The following is an 18,377-nucleotide window of genomic DNA, read 5'->3' on the forward strand; positions in this document are numbered from 1 at the left end:
GAGCCCGCCGACAGCGATCCGCGTGCCAGCGGATCGATGCCGGGCGACGCACCTCGCTCCGCGGAACGCACCACGTCGTGAAGCCGACCGCGCCGTGGCGGGCAGGGACCGCCACGGAAGAGGACTCAGTCCGTCTCGATGAGGATCCCGTCGTGGATGGCGCGCTTGCGGAGCGCCACCTTCGTGCCGACGTCGATGCCGACGACGCGGTACTTCTCGCGGATCCGCTTGAGGTACGACTTCGCCGTCTCCTCCGAGATGCCCAGCTCGAACGCGACCGACTTCACCGGCTCGCCGCCGCCGTAGAGAGCCATCACGCGGCGCTCCTGCGCGCTGAGCTTCGGCGCTCCGTCGGAGTCGCCGGTGGAGAGCGCCATGTCGAGCTCGTGCGAGATGTAGGAGTGGCCGTCCTTGGCCGCGCGGATCGCCTCGACGATCATGTCCGCGTCCTCGGTCTTCACGAGGTAGCCGAGGGCTCCGGAGGCGAGTGCCTCGCGGACCACGGCGGGCTCGGAGTAGGTGCTCATCAGCACGGTCTTCACCCCGGTGGTCTTGAGGGTCGAGAGCTTCACCGAGATCGGGATGTTGTCCTTGAGGTCGAGGTCGAGGAGCACGACGTCGACGGGGAACTCGGGGTGCGTGAGCAGCTCGGGCCAGGAGGCGACCGCGGCCACCAGCTGGATGTCGGAGGCGGCTCCGCGGATCCACTCCGTGAGCGCTCCGAGGAGCATCTTGTGGTCGTCCACGACCGCGAGAGTGATCTTCGCGTCAGCGGTGGGTGTCATCGGTGTCCTTCGGTCGGCGGTCGTCGGCGGTCTCTCGGCGGCTGCTCACCGGTCGGCGGGATTCTCGACCAGGCAGTCGATCTCGATCCGGAGCTCCCCGTCGCGCGAGGTGTCGCGGAAGACGCCGACCTGAGCGATAGCCTCCCACGTCGCAGGATCGACGCCGCGCAAGGGCGCGCCTGAGGAGCGGAGCGTGATCGGCACGAGCAGTCCTCGGGCGGCCGTCCCGGCTCCGGGATCGCGGGGGCTGCCCGACTCGACGTGGAGGACCACGGCGAGTCCGGTCGCGCTGTCGGCCATCAGCCAGATCGCCGAGAGGAGCCCGTCGCGCTGCTGGTGCCCGAGGAGTCCGGCGGTGCCGTCCGGGTCGTCGAGCTCGACGAGCGGCGCGAGCAGCTCGGACTCGAGCACGGCATGGTGCAGCCAGGTCTCGCGCCGCCCCTCGATGAGGTGGAGGCGGAGCTGGGTGGCGAGCGAGGTCGCGTGGGCGGCGCGCTGGGCGTCGAGGGGCAGGCGGACCGAGCCGTCGCCCACCTCGGCGAGGAGGCGCTCGGCGGCGAGGTCGAGCCGTGCGAGCTCCTCCGAGGCGAGCATCCCGACCGCGTAGCGCGGGCCGAGCGTGGTGCTCTGCACGAGGGCGCGGTCGATCTCGAGCTGGACCATCCGGCGGAATCCGCGCATCATCACGACCACGACGACGGCCGGCGCGATCGTCACCACGAGGGCGCTGATGCGCACCGAGAGCGCGCCTGCGCCGCCCGACTCCATCGAGAGGAACGCGATCACCTCGGCGATCGCGACGAGGGCGCTCACCGCGAGGATCTCGATCCCGCGCCGGTGGACGATCAGCGCGGCGTGCGCGACGGCGCCCGCGACCGCGGCGGTGGGGACGGTGCGGGCCGCGCCGGAGTCGGTCACGGCCACCAGGTCGAGCACGACGGCGGCTCCGACGGCGACGAGGAAGCAGAGGTAGACCGGGAGCGGCAGGCGGCGTCCGCCGAGGTGGATCGCGAGGACGGTGGACCCGAAGGCCAGGACGACGAGGACCCAGGCGATCGCCGCGGGTGCGAGGTCGCTGTAGCGGGCGGAGGTCGAGAGGAAGATCAGCAGCTCGTAGGCGAGGATCGCGGCGGCGATGCCGTTGAGGCCGCTGCCGAGGTAGTTGGTGCCGAGCCCCTCCTGCTGGCGGCGGACCGAGCGGGCGGACCGGGAGGAGCGGCCGTGCGTCGCGGGCACGCGTCCCAGCAGCGGGGCCCGCGACTCCGGCGCGGGGCTCACTTGGGGACCTCCAGCACCACGGTCGTCCCCGATCCGGGGGCGCTGAACAGTCTGGTGCGGCCGCCGACGTCGCCGAGCCGGGCGATCACCGACTCCTTGAAGCCGAGCTTCGTGTCGGGGACGGTCGCGATGTCGAAGCCCGCGCCCGCGTCCGTGACCATCGCGCGGACGGTCGTCTCGTCCTCGGTGATCGTCACGTCGGCCGAGGCGACGCCGGAGTGGCGGCGCACGTTCTCGAGGCACTCCGCCAGGGCGAGCACGAAGGAGTCGAGGGCCGCGCCGGTGAGCGCCACCTGGCCGGAGCCGTGCCAGATCACGTCGAGCCCCATCCGGCCGAAGCGGTTGCGGACGGTCTCGAGGGTGTTGGCCGCGGGGGCGGAGGTGACGCTGGTCAGCTGGTAGGAGCCGGACGCGCTCGGGGTGGGGGTCCCGCCGAGCCGGAGCTGGCGCAGGAGCTGCGCGTCCTGCGCCGCCTGCTGCCGGAGCGCGTCGACCGACACTCCGCGGCCCGAGTGCGCGAGGAGCGTGAGGGTGGCCAGCACCGTGTCGTGCAGGAGCCGCGCACCCTGCCGGCGCTGCGCCTCCGTCTCGCTGGCGAGGCGCTCCACACGGTGCGCGTTGCCGATGCTGTCGATCCGCCGCACCACCCGAGGGACCGCTGTGCCGATCCAGAGGGCGAATCCGCAGAGCGTGCCCCAGGGCAGCAGGCTCTGGACGACCACGGTGGGGATCATGGTGCCGCTCGAGACGAGCACCGACGGGATCAGGCTCGGGAGGAGCACCGGCAGCAGCAGGAGCAGTCGGCGCGCGGACGTCGTCACGACCACGGCGATGCTCGCGGTCACGGCGTTCGCGGTGTTGACCAGGACGAACCCGGCGAAGTCGGCGCCCGGAGCGAGCCCCAGCGCGAGGCCCCAGCCCAGCAGCAGGCCGCCGACGGCGACGGCGATCACTCGGCTGCGGCGCCCCGTCCGGGCGAGCTCGACGTGGGCGGCCATCATGCCCAGGAGCAGCGCGACGGCGAACGGCACGGCGGCGGGCTGGAGCGTCCCGGGGATGAGGGCCATGCCGAGCGCCCCCGCCTCCGTGAGCAGGCCGATCCCGCAGGCGGAGTGGCGCAGCAGCCGATCGCGCTCGCGGGCGCTGCGGATCATCGGCACGCTCTGGCCCCCTCCGGTCGTGGCGCGGGGCTGGCCCCCGTCTCACGATAGCCACTGGCCGGGCCGGTCGGCGCGGTTCGGGGCGTCGAACCGCGCCGGGGTCGGGCGGGTCAGGCCGTCGCGGGATGCGCCAGCAGCCGGGCGAGGTGCGCGCCGACCGCGTCGTCCTCGATGAGGAACCCGTCGTGGCCGAACGTCGAGGTGATCACCGCGACCTCTCCGCCGTCGAGAGCGCCGGGAGCGTGCGCCGCGATGATCCGCTGGCCCTCGACCGGGAAGAGCCGGTCGCTGTCGATGCCGAGGACGAGGGTCGGGCTGGTGATCCGGGAGAGGGCGGCCGCCTCGCCGCCCCGGCCGCGGCCGACGTCGTGCGAGTTCATCGCCTCGACGAGCGTGATGTAGCTGTTCGCGTCGAAGCGGCGCGTGAACTTGTTGCCGTGGAAGTCGAGGTACGACTCCACGGCGAAGCGGCCGCCGCCGCCGAGCGGGCTGAGCCCCGACTGCCAGCTGCGCTCGAAGCGGTCGTTGAGCTCGGAGGGGCTGCGGTAGTTGAGCAGTGCCATCCGGCGGGCGAGCGCGAGGCCGTGGTACGGGCCCTGGCCGTCGCCGGCGTCGTAGTAGGAGCCGCCCGCGAAGGCCGCGTCGTTGCGGATCGCCTCGAGCTGCACGAAGTTGAGGGCGATCTGGTCGGCCGTGGCCCGCGGGGGAGCTGCGAGGACCGCGAGGCGCGCGACCCGCTCCGCGTGGTCGATCCCCCACTCCAGCGCCTGCATCCCGCCCATCGAGCCGCCGATGACGGTGTGCCAGCGCTCGACGCCGAGCAGGTCGCTGAACTGCACCTGCGCCCGCACCTGGTCGCGGATGCTCGTGTACGGGAACCGTGCGCCCCACTCGTGGCCGTCGGGGGCGAGGGACGCGGGCCCGGTGGAGCCCTGGCACCCGCCGAGCATGTTCGGGGCGACCACGAAGAAGCGGTCGGTGTCGATGACGAGGCCGGGGCCGACGAGTCCCGACCACCAGCCGTCCGTCGCGTGGCCGGGATCGCCGCGGCCGAGCAGGTGGGAGTCGCCGGTCAGCGCGTGCAGGACGAGGACGGCGTTGTCGCGGCGCTCGTTCAGAGCGCCCCAGCTCTCGTAGGCGATGCGGGCGTGGGGGAGGCGGCCGCCCGCCTCGAAGTCGAACGGGCCGAGGTCGACGAAGCGGCGTCCGCCCGGGTGGTCGCCGTCGCGCCAGGCTCCGGTGGCGGGCGGCTTGCCGATGACCGAGAGGAGCTGGCGCTCGGTGACGAACGCCGACGGGACCGTGTCCTCGAGTGTCTGCTGCCAGTCCATAGCGCTGTCCATCGTGTCAGAGCGCCGCGGGGCGGAGCCGTTTGTTACGCCCTGCTCCCGCGCTCCTCCGCCCGCGCGCGGAGCGCCCCGACGCGATCCCCGCGGACGGGGACCCCGTCAGGGCGCCGAGGGGCCTCAGGCGTTCGCGCGGGAGGCCTCGACGACGGCGCGCGCGGCGCGGAGGGCCTGGTCGAGGTCGGCGCGGAGGTCGTCGACGTTCTCGAGTCCCACCGACAGGCGCACCAGGCCCGGAGTGACGCCGGCGGTCAGCTGCTGCTCGGGCGAGAGCTGCGAGTGCGTGGTCGACGCGGGGTGGATGACGAGCGAGCGGACGTCGCCGATGTTGGCCAGGTGCGAGAACAGCTCCAGCGAGTCGACGAAGGCCCGGCCGGCGTCCACTCCGCCCTTGAGCTCGAACGAGAGCACCGCGCCCACGCCCTTCGGCGCGTAGCGGTTGGCCGCGGCGTACCAGGGCGAGGTCGGCAGGCCCGAGTAGTTCACCGAGGCGATGTCGGAGTGGTTCTCGAGGTACTCCGCGATCTCCTGCGCGTTCTGCACGTGGCGCTCGATCCGGAGCGAGAGGGTCTCGATGCCCTGGATGAGCTGCCAGGCGCTCGCCGGGGCGATCGAGGCGCCGAGGTCGCGCAGCAGCTGCACGCGAGCCTTGATGATGTAGGCGAGGGAGTCGCCGACCGCGTCGGTGTAGACGGCACCGTGGTAGGACTCGTCCGGCGTGGTGAGGCCGGGGAAGCGCTCGGCGTTCGCGGTCCACGAGAAGCGGCCGCCGTCGACGATCGCTCCGCCGATGACCGTGCCGTGGCCGCCGAGGAACTTCGTCGCCGAGTGCACGATGATGTCCGCGCCGTGCTCGAAGGGGCGGATCAGGTAGGGCGTCGCGATGGTGTTGTCCACGATCAGGGGCACGCCGGCGTCGTGCGCGACATCGGCCACGGTGCGGATGTCGAGGATGTTGATCTTGGGGTTGCCGACGGTCTCGGCGAAGAACAGCTTCGTGTTCGGGCGGACGGCGCGGCGCCACTCCTCGCGGTCGTCCTGGTTCTCGACGAAGGTCGTCTCGATGCCGAGCTTGGCGAGGGTGTACTTGAAGAGGTTGTAGGTGCCGCCGTAGATCGAGGACGACGAGACGATGTGGTCGCCGGCCTGGGCGATGTTCAGCACGGCCGCGGTCTCGGCGGCCTGGCCCGAGGCGAGCAGCAGGGCGCCGGAGCCGCCCTCGAGGGCGGTGAGCCGCTCCTCCACGACCGCCTGCGTCGGGTTCTGGATACGGGTGTAGATGTTCCCGAACTCGGCCAGCGCGAACAGGTTCTGGGCGTGCTCCGCGTTGTCGAAGACGTAGGAGGTGGTCTGGTAGATCGGCGTCGCGCGGGCCTTGGTCACCGGGTCCGGCGCGGCGCCCGAGTGGATCTGCTTGGTCTCGAACTGCCACTTCTCGGAGTCGGTCATGGTGCTTCCCATCGGATCGTCGGGGTCGGGGACGGGGCCGTTCTCCGTCGCGACGAGCGTACGCGGGGGCCCGCCGGGCGGCCAGGACCGCCGACACACGGGGTAACGGCCGTCAGCGCCGCTCGGGCTGCCGGTCGCGCTTGGCGCCCGTGGGGTCGGCGCGGTCCGGGCGCCGGGGCCTCTCGTCGGCCGCCGGGGCGAAGAGCCAGGCCGCGCGGGGCTCGACCAGCCGGTGGAAGACGGTGCGGGTCCAGCCCAGTGAGAGCGCGACCGAGACCGCGATGCAGAACACGATCATCAGCGCGAGGGCGAGCGTGCTCTCCGTCCGCGAGAGGATCCCGGACTCCCGCAGCGGATAGAGGACGAAGCTGTGGAGGAGGTAGACGTACATCGTCGACTGCCCCCAGGCGGTGAGCGGGGTGCGGCGGCGCGGAACCAGCGCGAAGAGCGCGAGCGAGAGCACGACCGCTCCGGCCATCAGGGCCAGCCGCACCAGCCCGGCCCACCACTGGGTCTCGCCGAGGGCGTCGTAGGGGCGGTCGTAGAAGAACCAGTAGCGCAGGTCCGCCGCTCGGAACGCCTCGATGTTGACGGTCATGACGACCGCCGTGACCGCGAAGAGGACGACGGCGAGGATCCGGGCGAGGAGCACCCGCGACGGCGGCTGATCGAGCCAGCGGTCGACGGCGGAGCGGCCGCCGGGGGAGAAGCCGCGCAGCCGCCAGCCGAACACGAAGAACGGCAGGATCCCGATCGCGCGTGCGAGCGAGAAGGTCGAGTCGATGTTGTCGTAGTAGCTGACCCCGACCGCGAGCACCACGCTGATCAGCAGCGGCCAGCGCAGCAGCGCCAGGTAGGGGAGGACGAGGCGGAAGATGCCCAGCGCGAGCAGGAACCACAGCGTCCAGCTCGGCTTCGTCGGGTTGAACTCCTGCTTCCCCTCGACCAGGAACTGCACCAGGGTCCAGATCGTCTCCATGATCAGGTAGGGCAGGAGGATGTCGGTCAGCACCCGCCGCATCGCGCGCCCGCTCGGGGCGCCGCTCTTGGAGAAGTAGCCCGAGATGATCGCGAACGCCGGCATGTGGAAGGCGTAGATCGTCAGGTAGACGATGAGCGAGGTGTCGGAGTTGGCCGTCAGCCTCTGGACGCCGTGCCCGATCACGACGAGGGTCACGCAGACGAAGCGCGCGTTGTCCCAGAGGGGCACGCGGCGCTTCGGGGTGACGGCTGTCCCGGCGGTCGCGGGAACCGGGTCGGCGGGCGGCACGCGGCCAGACTAGCGTTGGGCTGCGACGACGGAGTCGAGGGTGTCCGAGGCTTGACGGAAGGGGACGGGCGTGGATCGACGCGTTGTCGTGACAGGAGCGAGTTCAGGGATCGGGGCGGCCGCGGTCCGCCTGTTCCGCGAGCACGGCTGGGAGGTCGTCGCCGTCGCGCGCCGGCGCGACCGGCTGGAGGCGCTCGCCGCCGAGACCGGCGCCGGGTACTTCGCCGCCGACCTCACCGACGCCGCCCAGGTCGACGCTCTGCGCGACCACCTCTCCTCCTCCGGGCCCGTGCACGCCCTCGTGAACAACGCGGGCGGCGCGCTCGGACTCGACTCGGTCGAGAGGTCCGACCCCGAGGACTGGCGCCGCATGTTCGAGATCAACGTGCTCTCGGTGAAGCTCGTGACCAGCGCGCTGCTCCCGCTGCTGCGCGCCGGGATCCGGGGGAGCGGCACCTCCGCGGACATCGTGACGGTCACCTCGATCGCCGGCCACGTCGCCTACGAGGGCGGAGGCGGGTACAACGCCGCCAAGCACGCCGCGCACGCGCTGGTCGCCGTGCTGCGGCTCGAGCTGGCCGGCGAGCCGATCCGAGTGATCGAGATCGCGCCGGGGATGGTGCAGACGGACGAGTTCTCGCTGGTCCGCTTCGGCGGCGACCGGGAGCGCGCCGACGCGGTCTACGCCGAGGTCCCCGACCCGCTGGTCGCGGAGGACGTCGCCGCCGCGATCGTCTCCTCGGTGGAGCTCCCCGCCCACGTCAACCTCGACCTGGTGACCATCAAGCCGGTCGCGCAGGCGGCCCCGCACAAGGTCGCGAAGGGACCCCTGGCCCCGCGCGCCTGACCGATGTGACGCGGAGGCCCGCGACGGCCTAGCCTGTCCCTCATGGTTTCCGACGCCGACGACTCCGCCGCCCTCCTCGCCGCCACGGAGAAGGAGGTGCTCGGCTGGCTCGAGTTCGGCGACGCCGCTCGGCACCTGGCCGACGACGTGGTCGCGTCGGGCTACCGGCCGGAGCTGGTCGTCGCCATCGCGCGCGGCGGTCTGCTCCTCGCGGGCGCCGTGGCCTACGCGCTCGGCATCAAGAGCTGCGGCGCGCTGAACGTCGAGTTCTACACCGGCGTCGAGGCGCGCCTGGCGGAGCCCGTGGTGCTGCCGCCGCTGCTCGACGAGGCGTCCGTGCGCGGCAAGCGCATCCTCCTGGTCGACGACGTCTCCGACTCCGGCCACACCCTCGCCCTCTCGGTGAAGCTCATCCGCGCGATGGGTGCCGAGGTGCGCACCGTGACCCTCTACACGAAGCCGCGCACGGTGCTCGAGCCCGATTTCTTCTGGCGCCGCACCCCGCGCTGGATCGTCTTCCCCTGGTCGGCTCTGCCCCCGGTGGACGGAGCCCTCGCCGAGGACGACGAGTGAGCGTCCACCTCATCGGCGGCGGAGGCGGCGTCGAGCACGACCAGCAGCTGTACGGGGCGTTCCTCGCGGAGGCGCGCGCCCACGCGGTCGACGCCGGCCGGATCGAGGGCCCGCGCATCGCGATCGTCGTCGTCCACGACGGGCTCGGCCCGGAGGCCTACGCCGGCTACGCGGCACTGCTCGCGACGGTCGGCCCGCTCGACGCGTTCGCCGTGATGAAGCCGGAGGGCGGCCGGATCGATCCCGCGGTCTTCGACGACGTCGACGGGATCTTCGTCGGCGGAGGGCTGACCCCGGCCTACCGCGACGCGCTCGAGGCCTGCTTCCCGCGGCTGCGCGATCTCGTCTCCTCCGGAGTGCCGTACGCCGGCTACTCGGCGGGAGCCGCCGTCGCGGCCGACCGCGCCCTCGTCGGCGGCCACCGGATCGGCGGCGTCGCCGTCGTCCCGGAGGGCGCGGCGGAGGAGCTCGACGAGGTCACGGTGCTCGAGGGCATCGGTCTCATCGACGTGACGGTCGACGTGCACGCGGCGCAGTGGGGGACCCTCGGCCGCCTGGTCGCGGCCGTCGAGGCGGGCCTGGTCGACGGCGGCGTCGCGCTCGACGAGTCCACCGTGCTGATCGTCGGCACCGGCGCGCTCCGCGTCGGCGGCGCCGGCTCGGTGTGGCGCGTGAGCGGCGGCGACGCCGGAGTCGTCGTCGCGACGCTCGCGGCGGGCTGACCCGGTGGACCTCGCTGAGCTCGCGGCCTCGGGACTGATCGACAGGGGCTGGGCGGAGGCGCTCGCCCCCGTCGCCGGGGACATCGCCGCGATGGGCGACTTCCTCCGCGGCGAGGTCGCGGCCGGCCGGCCCTACCTCCCCGCGGGCCGCGACGTGCTCCGCGCCTTCGCCGCACCGCTCGCGGACGTGCGCGTCCTCATCGTCGGACAGGACCCGTACCCGACGCCCGGGCACCCGATCGGGCTGTCCTTCGCGGTCGAGCGCCACGTGCGCCCGCTGCCGAGGAGCCTGCAGAACATCCATCGCGAGCTCCGGGACGACCTCGGCGTCGAGCCACCCGAGCACGGCGACCTCAGCGGCTGGACCTCGAGCGGCGTGATGCTGCTCAACCGGGTCCTCACCGTCGCCCCCGGCTCTCCCGCCTCGCACCGCGGGAAGGGCTGGGAGGCGGTCACCGAGCACGCGATCCGCACGCTGGCCGCTCGGGACGCGCCTCTCGTCGCGATCCTCTGGGGCCGCGACGCCGCGTCCCTCCGCCCGATGCTGGGGGAGGCCGGAGTGATCGAGAGCGCGCACCCCAGCCCGCTGTCGGCCTCGCGCGGCTTCTTCGGCTCCCGGCCGTTCAGCCGCGCCAACGCCCTCCTGGAGGAGCGCGGCGCGGAGCCGGTCGACTGGAGCGCTCTCGCGTGACCGGGTGCTCGCCCGCGGGGCGGCTACGCTGGCCCGGATCGATGGGCGGAGCCGAAGGAGAGCCGGATGCTTGAGGAAGAGTACGAGAGCCGGCGCGTCCTGCCGCCGCACCTGCGGAAGGCGCCGCCTCCCGAGCCCGGCTTCTCGTTCGAGATCCGCGACGCCCGCGACGCCGACCTCCCGGACATCCGCGAGATCTACAACCACTACGTGCGCAACACGGTGGTGACCTTCGACGAGGACGACTCGACGCTGAAGGAGTGGCGGACGAAGTTCACCCGCAACCAGAAGCTCGGGCTGCCCTTCATCGTGGCCGTCTCGCCGTCGGGCCAGATCCTCGGCTACGCGATGGTGTCGCCGTGGTCCTCCAAGCGGGCGTACCGCTTCACCGTGGAGAACTCGATCTACCTGCGGGCGGCCTCCACCGGCAAGGGCCTCGGCCGGGCGCTGATGGCCGAGCTCCTCGAGCGCGCGAAGGCCGTGGGGATCCGTCAGATCATGGCCGTCATCGCCGACAAGGGCGCAGAGGCGTCGCTGGCGATGCACGCGCAGTTCGGATTCGTCGAGGTCGGCCGGATGGGCCGCGTCGGCTTCAAGTTCGAGCGCTGGCTCAGCACCGTCCTGCTGCAGAAGACCCTCAAGTAGGGCCGACCCGCCCCTGCGAATGCGCCTCATCGACAGGTGCCGGGGAGCGCGCCGTCCCTACACTGGACGGCATGGAATGGCTCGTCCCGCTCATCGTCGTCGTCGCGCTCGTGGTCATCCTCGGGGTCTACCTCTGGGCGACGTACAACTCGCTGGTCACCCTCAACGTCCGCGTGGACGAGGCGTGGAGCGACATCACCGTCCAGCTGAAGCGCCGCGCGGATCTGATCCCCAACGTGATCGACTCCGTGAAGGGCTACGCCTCGCACGAGCGCCAGGTCTTCGAGTCGGTGACGCAGGCTCGCGCCGAGACGCTCCAGGCCCAGGGCCCGGCGGAGGCGTCGGTCGCCGAGGACCACATGCAGAGCGCGCTCAAGTCGATCTTCGCGGTCGCGGAGGCGTACCCCCAGCTGCAGGCGAGCCAGAACTTCCTCCAGCTGCAGGGCGAGCTGGTCGACACCGAGGACAAGATCCAGTCGGCCCGGCGCTTCTACAACGGTGGCGTGCGCGAGATGAACACCAAGGTGAAGGTCTTCCCGAACACGCTCTTCTCGCGCCGGCTCGGCTTCTCGGAGCGCGAGTTCTTCGAGGTCGGCGATCTCGCCGCGATCTCGGAGCCCCCGCGCGTCCAGTTCTAGGCAGACGCCGTGTACAGCGCGATCGCCCGCAACAAGCGCAACACGGTCCTGATCCTCGTCCTGTTCCTGGTGATCATCGGCGGCCTGGGCGCCCTGGCGGCAGCGGTCTACCGCAGCACGACGATCGTCGTGGTGGTCCTCGTGATCGCCGCCGGGTACGCGTTCTTCCAGTACTTCTTCGCCGCTCGCCAGGCGGTCGCGCTCAGCGGCGGCGTGGCGGTGGAGAAGGCGGACGAGCCGAGGCTGTACCGCATCGTCGAGAACCTCTCGATCGCGACGGGCACGCCGATGCCGAAGGTGTACCTGATCGACGACCCGGCGCCGAACGCGTTCGCGACCGGCCGTGATCCCGAGCACGCCGTCGTCGCCGCGACGACGGGCCTGCTCGCGATCATGGACGACGCCGAGCTGGAGGGCGTGATGGCCCACGAGCTGGGCCACGTCCGCAACTACGACATCCGCGTCTCGATGATCGTCTTCGGTCTCGTCGTCGCGGTGGGCTTCCTCTCGGACGCCTTCCTCCGCCTGGCCTTCTTCGGGCGGGGCGGCAACGGCAACGGCGGGGGCAACCCGGCGCTCCTGATCGTCGGGCTGGTGTCGATGGTCCTCGCGCCGATCGTCGCCTCGGTCGTGCAGCTCTCGATCTCCCGTCAGCGCGAGTACCTCGCCGACGCGACCAGCGCGCTGACGACCCGCCACCCCGACGCCCTCGCCCGCGCCCTGCTCAAGCTCGAGTCCGCGGGCCGGCCGATGCAGCGGCAGAACAGCTCGATGGCGCACCTCTGGATCGCAGACCCGTCGAAGCCGGGGGTGGTCGCGCGCCTCTTCGCGACCCATCCGCCGATCGCGGACCGCGTCGCCCGCCTCTCCGAGATGGGCTCGCGCTTCTAACAGGCCGATCCGGCCGACGCCCCGTCGACGATCGCCGCCCCGTACCGCATCCCGCTTCGGTCAGAGGTGCACGCGCCACCGCGCCGGACGGGACGTCATCCGGTCGGAGCCGCCAGCGGACCGCCGTCGACGGTCGTCAGGTACTCGGCGAAGACCGGCGCCGGGTCGATGCCGCTCGCGGCCGCGTCGACCAGCGCCCGCCGGACCAGGGCGAGGACGATGGTGGCCAGGACGGCCGCCCGGTGCGGGGACATGCGGTCGAGCCCCATCCGCTCCGCGAGGAACGGCGTCAGCTCCTCCTCGCCGTCGTGCAGCGACTGCGCCCAGACGGCGCGCATCGCCGAGGTCTCGGTGAGCAGGGGGATCAGCCGGAGGGTGCGGTCGAGGTGGGGACCGGAGGCCGCCGCGGCGAAGGCGTGACCGAGCGCCGCGTTCAGCGGCTCGGCGGCCGGGCGCTCGAGGAGGGCGCGTCCCATCGCGGCGATCGCGGCGGCGAGCACCGGGCGCACGCAGTCCTCCTTCCCGCCGAGGTACCGGTGGAAGGTCCGGAGGGAGACGCCGGCCGCGTGGGCGAGCTCGCCCGTGCCGACCCCGACGACGCTCCCGCGCTCGAGCAGACGGGCGACGCAGCGCTCCGAGAGCGCCAGCGCCAGGACGCCGCCGGGCGCGCTCACGCGATCCTCCTCAGTGCTGCGGCGAGGGCGGCCGCGAGGTCGCCGCGACCGACGACCTCGACGGCGTCGAGGCCCTGCCAGGCCGCCGCCTCGACCAGCAGTGCGGCGAGCCGCTCCGGCGTGTCGGCCGGGGCCCCCGGCTCGAGCCAGGCGGCCTGCACGAGGAGGACCCGGCGCTTGCGCTCGCTCTTGAGGTCGACCCGGGCAGCGATCACGTCGTCGAGGAGCACGGGGAGGACGTAGTAGCCGTGGACTCGCTGCTCGGCCGGGGTGTAGATCTCGATCCGGTAGTGGAAGCCGAAGAACAGCTCGGCCCTCGGCCGGTGCCAGACCACGGGGTCGAACGGCGAGAGGAGCGCGTCCGCCCGGAGCGTGCGGGGGCGTCGGGCGTCGACGTGCCGCCAGAGCGGCACGGGTCGCCCGCCCCGCTCCCAGCCGCGCACCTCGACGCGCTCGAGCTCGCCCGCCTCGACCAGCTCGTCGATCGCGACGCGCGTGGGGGACTGGAGCAGCCGGTGGTAGTCGGCCAGGTCGCCGAGGGTGCCGATCCCGTGGGCCCGGGCCGCCCGGCGCACGAGCTCGCGGACGGCGTCGGGGAGGGGCACGTCGGCGTCGAGCACCGCGCTCGGGAGGAGCCGCTCGGCGAGACCGTAGGAGCGCTCGAAGCGCGTGCGCCCCGCCGTCACCACCTCGCCCCAGCGGAACAGGACCTCGAGGCCGCGCTTGATGTCGGACCAGCCCCACCAGGGGCCCGTGCGGACGTTGGCCTCGTGCTCGATCTCGGAGGCGCGGAGGGGACCGTCGGCGAGCGCGGAGCGGAGCCAGTCGAGGGTGGCGCGGTTCTCGTGGGCCCAGCCCTCGTGCTCGGGCAGGCGGACCCGGCGGTAGTGCTCCATCCGCCAGCGGTAGAGCGGGAGGTCCTCGCGGCGGACGAGGGCGGCCTCGTGGGCCCAGTACTCGACGTAGGGGCCGTCGGGGGAGAAGGCCGCTGCGTCGAGGAGGGAGCGATCGTACGGGCCGAGCCGCGCGAGCAGCGGCAGGTAGTGGCTCCGCTCGAAGACGTTCACCGAGTCGAGCTGGAGCGGGCGGATCCGGTCCACGGCGGCCCGCACCCGGCGCGCGTCGACCCGGGAGGGACGGGGGACGAACCCCTGCGCCGCCAGGGCGATGCGGCGCGCCAGCGCGGGGGAGAGCTGCTCGGTCATGGTCCGCCCACGCTAGCGAACGCCCCCGACATCGCCGTCTCCGATTCGGCCCCCGGCGTTCGCCCGGCATTCACCGCCGCGCTCCCTCGCCGTCTCGCGGCGCTCCTACCGTTCCCGAGGCCGTCCCACCGGGGCGGCCCACCCGACTCCTGGAGGCCCCTTGACCATTCAGCGCCTGTCGCGCACCGCCGCGGTCGCCGCCGCCGGCACCGCCCTCGTCTTCACGCTCTCGGCCTGCTCCGGCGGCGCCACCGCCTCGTCCGACGGCGGCGGCACGGACGCGGCGTCCGCCACGTCCGCCGCGGACCTCGGCGGGCTGGACGCCCTGGTCGAGGCTGCGAAGGCCGAGGGCGAGCTCAACGTCATCGCCCTGCCCGACACCTGGGCGAACTACGGCGAGCTGATCAGCGGCTTCGAGGACGAGTACGGCATCACCGTGAACTCCGCCGACCCCGACGTCTCCTCCGCGGAGGAGATCAGCACGGCGGAGAACCTCGCCGGGCAGGACACCGCTCCCGACGTGTTCGACCTGGGGCCGGCCGTCGCTCTGGCGAACACGGACGTGTTCGCGCCGTACAAGGTCCAGTCCTGGGACGACATCCCCGAGGGTAACAAGGAGGAGTCGGGCCTCTGGGTCAACGACTACACCGGCCTGATGTCGATCGGGTTCGACGCGGCCGCGGTGCCTGCGCCCGCGTCGCTCGAGGACCTCCTCGGCGCCGACTACCGCGGCTCGGTCGCGATCAACGGCGACCCGACCCAGGCGGGAGCCGCCGCGGCCGCAGTGCAGCTCGCGGCTCTCCAGTCCGGCGGCTCCGCCGACGACGTCCAGGCGGGGATCGACTTCTTCGAGAAGCTGAACGACGCCGGCAACTTCCTGCCGCTGGACCCGACCGACGCCACCATCGCCTCGGGCGAGACCCCTGTCGTCTTCGACTGGAGCTACAACAACCTCGCCGCCGGGAAGGCGAACGAGGGCACCCGCGAGTGGACGACGACCGTCCTCCCGGGCTCCGCCGTCGGCAGCTACTACAACCAGGCGGTCAACGCCGACGCTCCGCACCCCGCGGCCGCGCGGCTCTGGCAGGAGTACCTCTACTCCGACGCCGCGCAGAACCTCTACCTCGCCGCCGGCGCCTACCCGGTGCGCCTGGCCGCGATGACCGAGGCCGGCACGGTCGACCAGGACGCGCTCGACGCCGTCGGCGCCGCTCCCTCCGACCTCGTCCAGTTCACGGAGGAGCAGACCGAGGCGGCCTCGTCGCTCCTCGCCGAGAAGTGGGCCGCGGCGATCCAGTGACCACCGCTCCCGCCGAGGCCGTCTCCGGGGCGTCCGCGCCCCGGGGACGGCGCGGCACCCCGGCCGTGCTGGGCGTCGCCCCCTTCGCGCTCTACGTCCTGCTGTTCCTGGCCGTCCCCACGGTCCTCGCCGTGGCGACCGGATTCACGGACGGAGACGGCCGCTTCACCACGGCTAACGTGCTCGCGCTCGGGGATCCCGTCGTGCTGTCCGCCTTCGGCGCGTCGCTCGGGCTCTCGGCCGTGACCGCCGTCGTCGGCGCGGTGCTGGGCGCGGTCGTGTGCCTGGCCCTGCTCGGCTCCGATCCGCGCGGGGCGCTCCGGACCGTCGTCGATGCGGCGGCGAGCGTCCTCGCGCAGTTCGGCGGTGTGATGCTCGCGTTCGCCTTCATCGCGACGATCGGCGTGCAGGGGCTGGTGACCACCCTCCTCGCGGGAGCGGGCGTCGACCTCTACGCCGACGGCGTGTGGCTCTACCAGCTTCCCGGGCTCGTCCTGCCCTACCTCTACTTCCAGGTGCCCCTGATGGTGCTCACGTTCCTGCCCGCGCTCGAGGGTCTGCGCCCGGAGTGGGCCGAGGCGAACGCGGTGCTCGGCGGGGGCCGGCTCGGCTACTGGCTGCACGTCGCCCTCCCGGTGCTGGCGCCGTCGTTCCTCGGCTGCGTGCTGCTGCTGTTCGCGAACGCGTTCTCCTCCTTCGCCACCGCGGCGGCGCTGATCAGCCAGGGCGCGCAGATCGTCCCGCTGCAGATCCGCGCCGCGCTGGTCAGCGAGACGGTGCTGGGCCGTGAGAACCTCGCGGGCGCCCTCGCGCTCGGGATGCTAGCGGTGATGGTGGTCCTGATGTCCGGGTACGCGCTGCTGCAGCGCCGGGCCCGGCGGTGGCAGCGATGAGGCCCGCGCGGCTCCTGTCCGGGGCGGTGCTCGTGATCACCGGGCTGGTGTTCGCCGTTCCGATCGTCGCGATGGCGGAGTTCACGCTCCGCGGCGCCGGCGGCCACGACCTCTCGCACTGGACGGCGATCCTCGACCCGGAGAACGAGCGCGCCTACCGCTCGCTGTTCCAGGGGATCGGAAACTCGCTGGTCCTCGCCGTCGTCACCGCCCTCATCGTCCTGGTCCTGCTGGTGCCGACGATGCTGCTCGTCGAGATCCGGCTCCCGCGCCTGCGCCGGGCTCTGGAGCTGGTCTGCCTGCTCCCGCTGACCGTGCCCGCCATCGTCCTCGTCGTCGGCCTCGCGCCGGTCTACTCCGTGGTCACCGAGCTCGCCGGCTCCGCGCCGTGGACGCTCGCTCTCGCCTACGGGGTGCTGGTCCTGCCCTACGCCTACCGCGCCGTGGCGGCGGACCTCGCCGGTCTCGACGCCGTGACGCTCTCGGAGGCGGCCCGCTCGCTCGGCGCGGGCCCGCTCGCGGTGCTCGGGAGGGTCCTCCTGCCGAACCTGCGCCGGGGCCTGGTCGCGGCCGCGCTGATCACCGTCGCAGTCGTTCTCGGCGAGTACACGATCGCCTCGCTCCTCAGCCGCACCACCCTCCAGACCGGCCTGGTGCAGGTGTCGAAGTCCGACGCCTACGTCGCCGTGATCTTCTCGCTGCTCTCGCTCCTCTTCGCCTTCGCCCTCCTGCTCGGGATCGGCCGCCTCGCGCGGATCGGCCTGCCGACGGGCCGGGCGCGCTCCTCGAAAGGCTCCTCGTGACCGCTCCCACCCTCCCCGGCGCCCGCGTGCGCTTCGTCGACGTGGAGCGGCACTACGGCTCCGCGCGAGCACTCGACGGCGTCTCGTTCGACGTGGCCCCGGGTGAGTTCATCGCGCTGCTCGGCCCCTCCGGCTGCGGCAAGACCACAGCCCTGCGCGCCCTCAGCGGTCTCGAGCGGATCGACGCGGGGCGGATCCTCGTCGACGAGGAGGACGTCGCCCACGTTCCCGTCGCGAAGCGCGACATGGGCATGGTCTTCCAGTCGTACTCGCTCTTCCCGCACCTGCGGGCGCGCGAGAACGTCGAGTTCGGGCTGCGCACCCGGGGAGTCGGGGCGCGCGAGCGCCGGGCGGCCGCGGGGGAGGCGCTGGAGGTCGTGGGCCTCGGCGCCCTCGGCGACCGCTACGCGCACGAGCTCTCCGGCGGCCAGCAGCAGCGGGTGGCGCTCGCGCGCGCCCTCGTCACGCGGCCGCGGGTGCTGCTGCTGGACGAGCCTCTGTCGGCACTGGACGCGAAGGTCCGCGTCCAGCTGCGCGACGAGATCAAGCGCCTGCAGTCCGAGATCGGCATCACCACGTTCTTCGTCACGCACGACCAGGAGGAGGCGCTCGCCGTCGCCGACCGCGTCGCGGTGATGAACGCCGGGCGGATCGAGCAGCTGGGTGCACCGGAGGACCTCTACGCGCGCCCGGCGACCGCCTTCACGGCCCGCTTCGTCGGCCTCTCGACGGTGGTCGCGGGGATGGTCTCGTCGGGATCGGTCCTCGCGCTCGGCGTGCGCCTGCCGCTCGTCGACGGGGCGGCGGCGGACGGGCCCGCGTCGGTGTTCCTCCGCCCCGAGGACCTCGCCGTCGTGGCCGACGGCGCTCCCGACTCCCTGTCCGGAGTCGTCCTCGCCTCGAGCTTCCTGGGGCCGGTGCGGCGCTCGACCGTCCGGCTGTCGACGGGTGAGGAGGTCACCGTCCAGCACGCGTCGGGGCATCGCCTCGAGCCGGGGGAGCGGGTCGGCGTGCTGCCCGCGCGGCGCCCGGTGACGGTCGGTCCGGCACCGGAGCAGGCGGCGGTCGGCGCCGCCGCATGAGCACTCCCCGGGGATACCGCGCGGGGTATGCGCCGGGGCCTAGTCTGGGCAGATGAGACTCGGCAGGTCCCGCCGCACCTCCGGCCCGCGTCGATCCGCTCGAGACCGCTGAGGGCGCGCAGGGC

19 protein-coding genes are annotated in these 18,377 nt (G+C 73.0%); 11 read left to right on the forward strand and 8 right to left on the reverse strand.

Going from position 1 to position 18,377, the window contains the following annotated elements:
* Positions 1-125: 125 nt before the first annotated feature.
* From C5C50_RS00440 to C5C50_RS00465, 6 genes are all read right to left on the reverse strand, one after another.
* A complete protein-coding gene (locus C5C50_RS00440) occupies positions 126-785 on the reverse strand; it encodes a response regulator (protein WP_104224447.1) in 660 nt (219 codons plus the stop codon).
* A 45-nt stretch (positions 786-830) separates the two neighbouring features.
* Positions 831-2,021: a hypothetical protein gene (locus C5C50_RS00445; RefSeq protein ID WP_146085725.1), complete on the reverse strand. Its 1,191-nt coding sequence runs from the start codon at positions 2,019-2,021 to the stop codon at positions 831-833.
* Positions 2,022-2,059: 38 nt separating this feature from the next.
* A complete protein-coding gene (locus C5C50_RS00450; RefSeq protein WP_104224445.1) occupies positions 2,060-3,217 on the reverse strand; it encodes a sensor histidine kinase in 1,158 nt (385 codons plus the stop codon).
* 116 nt (positions 3,218-3,333) lie between these two features.
* On the reverse strand, positions 3,334-4,554 hold the full coding sequence (locus C5C50_RS00455; RefSeq protein WP_104224444.1) for a homoserine O-acetyltransferase: 1,221 nt from the start codon (positions 4,552-4,554) through the stop codon (positions 3,334-3,336).
* A gap of 135 nt (positions 4,555-4,689) precedes the next feature.
* Positions 4,690-6,018 (reverse strand): bifunctional o-acetylhomoserine/o-acetylserine sulfhydrylase, encoded by a 1,329-nt coding sequence (locus C5C50_RS00460; protein ID WP_104237865.1) that lies wholly within the window; start codon positions 6,016-6,018, stop codon positions 4,690-4,692.
* Between the two features lie 112 nt (positions 6,019-6,130).
* Positions 6,131-7,288, reverse strand: a complete 1,158-nt coding sequence (locus C5C50_RS00465) for an acyltransferase family protein (RefSeq protein WP_258067580.1) — start codon at positions 7,286-7,288, stop codon at positions 6,131-6,133.
* A gap of 70 nt (positions 7,289-7,358) precedes the next feature.
* Here C5C50_RS00465 and C5C50_RS00470 point away from each other — a divergent pair, with 70 nt between their 5' ends.
* From C5C50_RS00470 to C5C50_RS00500, 7 genes are all read left to right on the forward strand, one after another.
* A complete protein-coding gene (locus C5C50_RS00470; RefSeq protein WP_258067581.1) occupies positions 7,359-8,135 on the forward strand; it encodes an SDR family NAD(P)-dependent oxidoreductase in 777 nt (258 codons plus the stop codon).
* A gap of 42 nt (positions 8,136-8,177) precedes the next feature.
* Positions 8,178-8,708 (forward strand): phosphoribosyltransferase, encoded by a 531-nt coding sequence (locus tag C5C50_RS00475; RefSeq protein ID WP_104224441.1) that lies wholly within the window; start codon positions 8,178-8,180, stop codon positions 8,706-8,708.
* Positions 8,705-9,430, forward strand: a complete 726-nt coding sequence (locus C5C50_RS00480; protein ID WP_104272600.1) for a peptidase S51 — start codon at positions 8,705-8,707, stop codon at positions 9,428-9,430. Before C5C50_RS00475 ends, C5C50_RS00480 begins: the two co-directional genes overlap by 4 nt.
* Before the next feature lie 4 nt (positions 9,431-9,434).
* Positions 9,435-10,121 carry a uracil-DNA glycosylase gene (locus C5C50_RS00485; RefSeq protein ID WP_104232774.1) on the forward strand — a complete coding sequence of 229 codons (687 nt, stop codon included), beginning with the start codon at positions 9,435-9,437 and terminating at the stop codon, positions 10,119-10,121.
* Between the two features lie 66 nt (positions 10,122-10,187).
* Entirely contained in the window at positions 10,188-10,766 is a 579-nt protein-coding gene (locus C5C50_RS00490; RefSeq protein ID WP_104262462.1) for a GNAT family N-acetyltransferase, read from the forward strand.
* Positions 10,767-10,837: 71 nt separating this feature from the next.
* Positions 10,838-11,404: a LemA family protein gene (locus C5C50_RS00495; protein ID WP_104225511.1), complete on the forward strand. Its 567-nt coding sequence runs from the start codon at positions 10,838-10,840 to the stop codon at positions 11,402-11,404.
* A gap of 9 nt (positions 11,405-11,413) precedes the next feature.
* On the forward strand, positions 11,414-12,295 hold the full coding sequence (locus C5C50_RS00500; RefSeq protein ID WP_104272601.1) for a M48 family metalloprotease: 882 nt from the start codon (positions 11,414-11,416) through the stop codon (positions 12,293-12,295).
* A 95-nt stretch (positions 12,296-12,390) separates the two neighbouring features.
* Here C5C50_RS00500 and C5C50_RS00505 read toward each other — a convergent pair whose 3' ends face one another.
* Together C5C50_RS00505 and C5C50_RS00510 are read right to left on the reverse strand one after the other, a co-directional pair.
* Positions 12,391-12,969 (reverse strand): TetR/AcrR family transcriptional regulator, encoded by a 579-nt coding sequence (locus tag C5C50_RS00505; RefSeq protein ID WP_104272602.1) that lies wholly within the window; start codon positions 12,967-12,969, stop codon positions 12,391-12,393.
* Positions 12,966-14,174 (reverse strand): winged helix-turn-helix domain-containing protein, encoded by a 1,209-nt coding sequence (locus C5C50_RS00510; RefSeq protein ID WP_104272603.1) that lies wholly within the window; start codon positions 14,172-14,174, stop codon positions 12,966-12,968. The genes C5C50_RS00505 and C5C50_RS00510 overlap by 4 nt, the downstream gene beginning before the upstream one ends.
* Before the next feature lie 160 nt (positions 14,175-14,334).
* Here C5C50_RS00510 and C5C50_RS00515 point away from each other — a divergent pair, with 160 nt between their 5' ends.
* From C5C50_RS00515 to C5C50_RS00530, 4 genes are read left to right on the forward strand one after another with little or no spacing between them, the layout of a single operon-like run.
* A complete protein-coding gene (locus C5C50_RS00515; RefSeq protein ID WP_104272604.1) occupies positions 14,335-15,474 on the forward strand; it encodes an ABC transporter substrate-binding protein in 1,140 nt (379 codons plus the stop codon).
* Positions 15,471-16,367: an ABC transporter permease subunit gene (locus C5C50_RS00520; protein WP_104272694.1), complete on the forward strand. Its 897-nt coding sequence runs from the start codon at positions 15,471-15,473 to the stop codon at positions 16,365-16,367. The genes C5C50_RS00515 and C5C50_RS00520 overlap by 4 nt, the downstream gene beginning before the upstream one ends.
* Entirely contained in the window at positions 16,364-17,170 is an 807-nt protein-coding gene (locus C5C50_RS00525) for an ABC transporter permease (protein ID WP_104251292.1), read from the forward strand. Before C5C50_RS00520 ends, C5C50_RS00525 begins: the two co-directional genes overlap by 4 nt.
* Complete coding sequence (locus C5C50_RS00530) at positions 17,167-18,252, forward strand: ABC transporter ATP-binding protein (protein WP_104272605.1); 1,086 nt, start codon at positions 17,167-17,169, stop codon at positions 18,250-18,252. The genes C5C50_RS00525 and C5C50_RS00530 overlap by 4 nt, the downstream gene beginning before the upstream one ends.
* Positions 18,253-18,377 lie beyond the last annotated feature (125 nt).

This window comes from Rathayibacter sp. AY1D9, from assembly GCF_002932395.1.
Lineage (GTDB): Bacteria > Actinomycetota > Actinomycetes > Actinomycetales > Microbacteriaceae > Rathayibacter.

Coding starts and splice junctions, on each gene's coding strand:
- C5C50_RS00440 (WP_104224447.1), bottom strand. CDS start 785: ATGACACCCACCGCTGACGCGAAGATCACTCTCGCGGTCGTGGACGAC.
- C5C50_RS00450 (WP_104224445.1), bottom strand. CDS start 3,217: ATGATCCGCAGCGCCCGCGAGCGCGATCGGCTGCTGCGCCACTCCGCC.
- C5C50_RS00455 (WP_104224444.1), bottom strand. CDS start 4,554: ATGGACTGGCAGCAGACACTCGAGGACACGGTCCCGTCGGCGTTCGTC.
- C5C50_RS00460 (WP_104237865.1), bottom strand. CDS start 6,018: ATGACCGACTCCGAGAAGTGGCAGTTCGAGACCAAGCAGATCCACTCG.
- C5C50_RS00475 (WP_104224441.1), top strand. CDS start 8,178: ATGGTTTCCGACGCCGACGACTCCGCCGCCCTCCTCGCCGCCACGGAG.
- C5C50_RS00490 (WP_104262462.1), top strand. CDS start 10,188: ATGCTTGAGGAAGAGTACGAGAGCCGGCGCGTCCTGCCGCCGCACCTG.
- C5C50_RS00495 (WP_104225511.1), top strand. CDS start 10,838: ATGGAATGGCTCGTCCCGCTCATCGTCGTCGTCGCGCTCGTGGTCATC.
- C5C50_RS00510 (WP_104272603.1), bottom strand. CDS start 14,174: ATGACCGAGCAGCTCTCCCCCGCGCTGGCGCGCCGCATCGCCCTGGCG.
- C5C50_RS00525 (WP_104251292.1), top strand. CDS start 16,364: ATGAGGCCCGCGCGGCTCCTGTCCGGGGCGGTGCTCGTGATCACCGGG.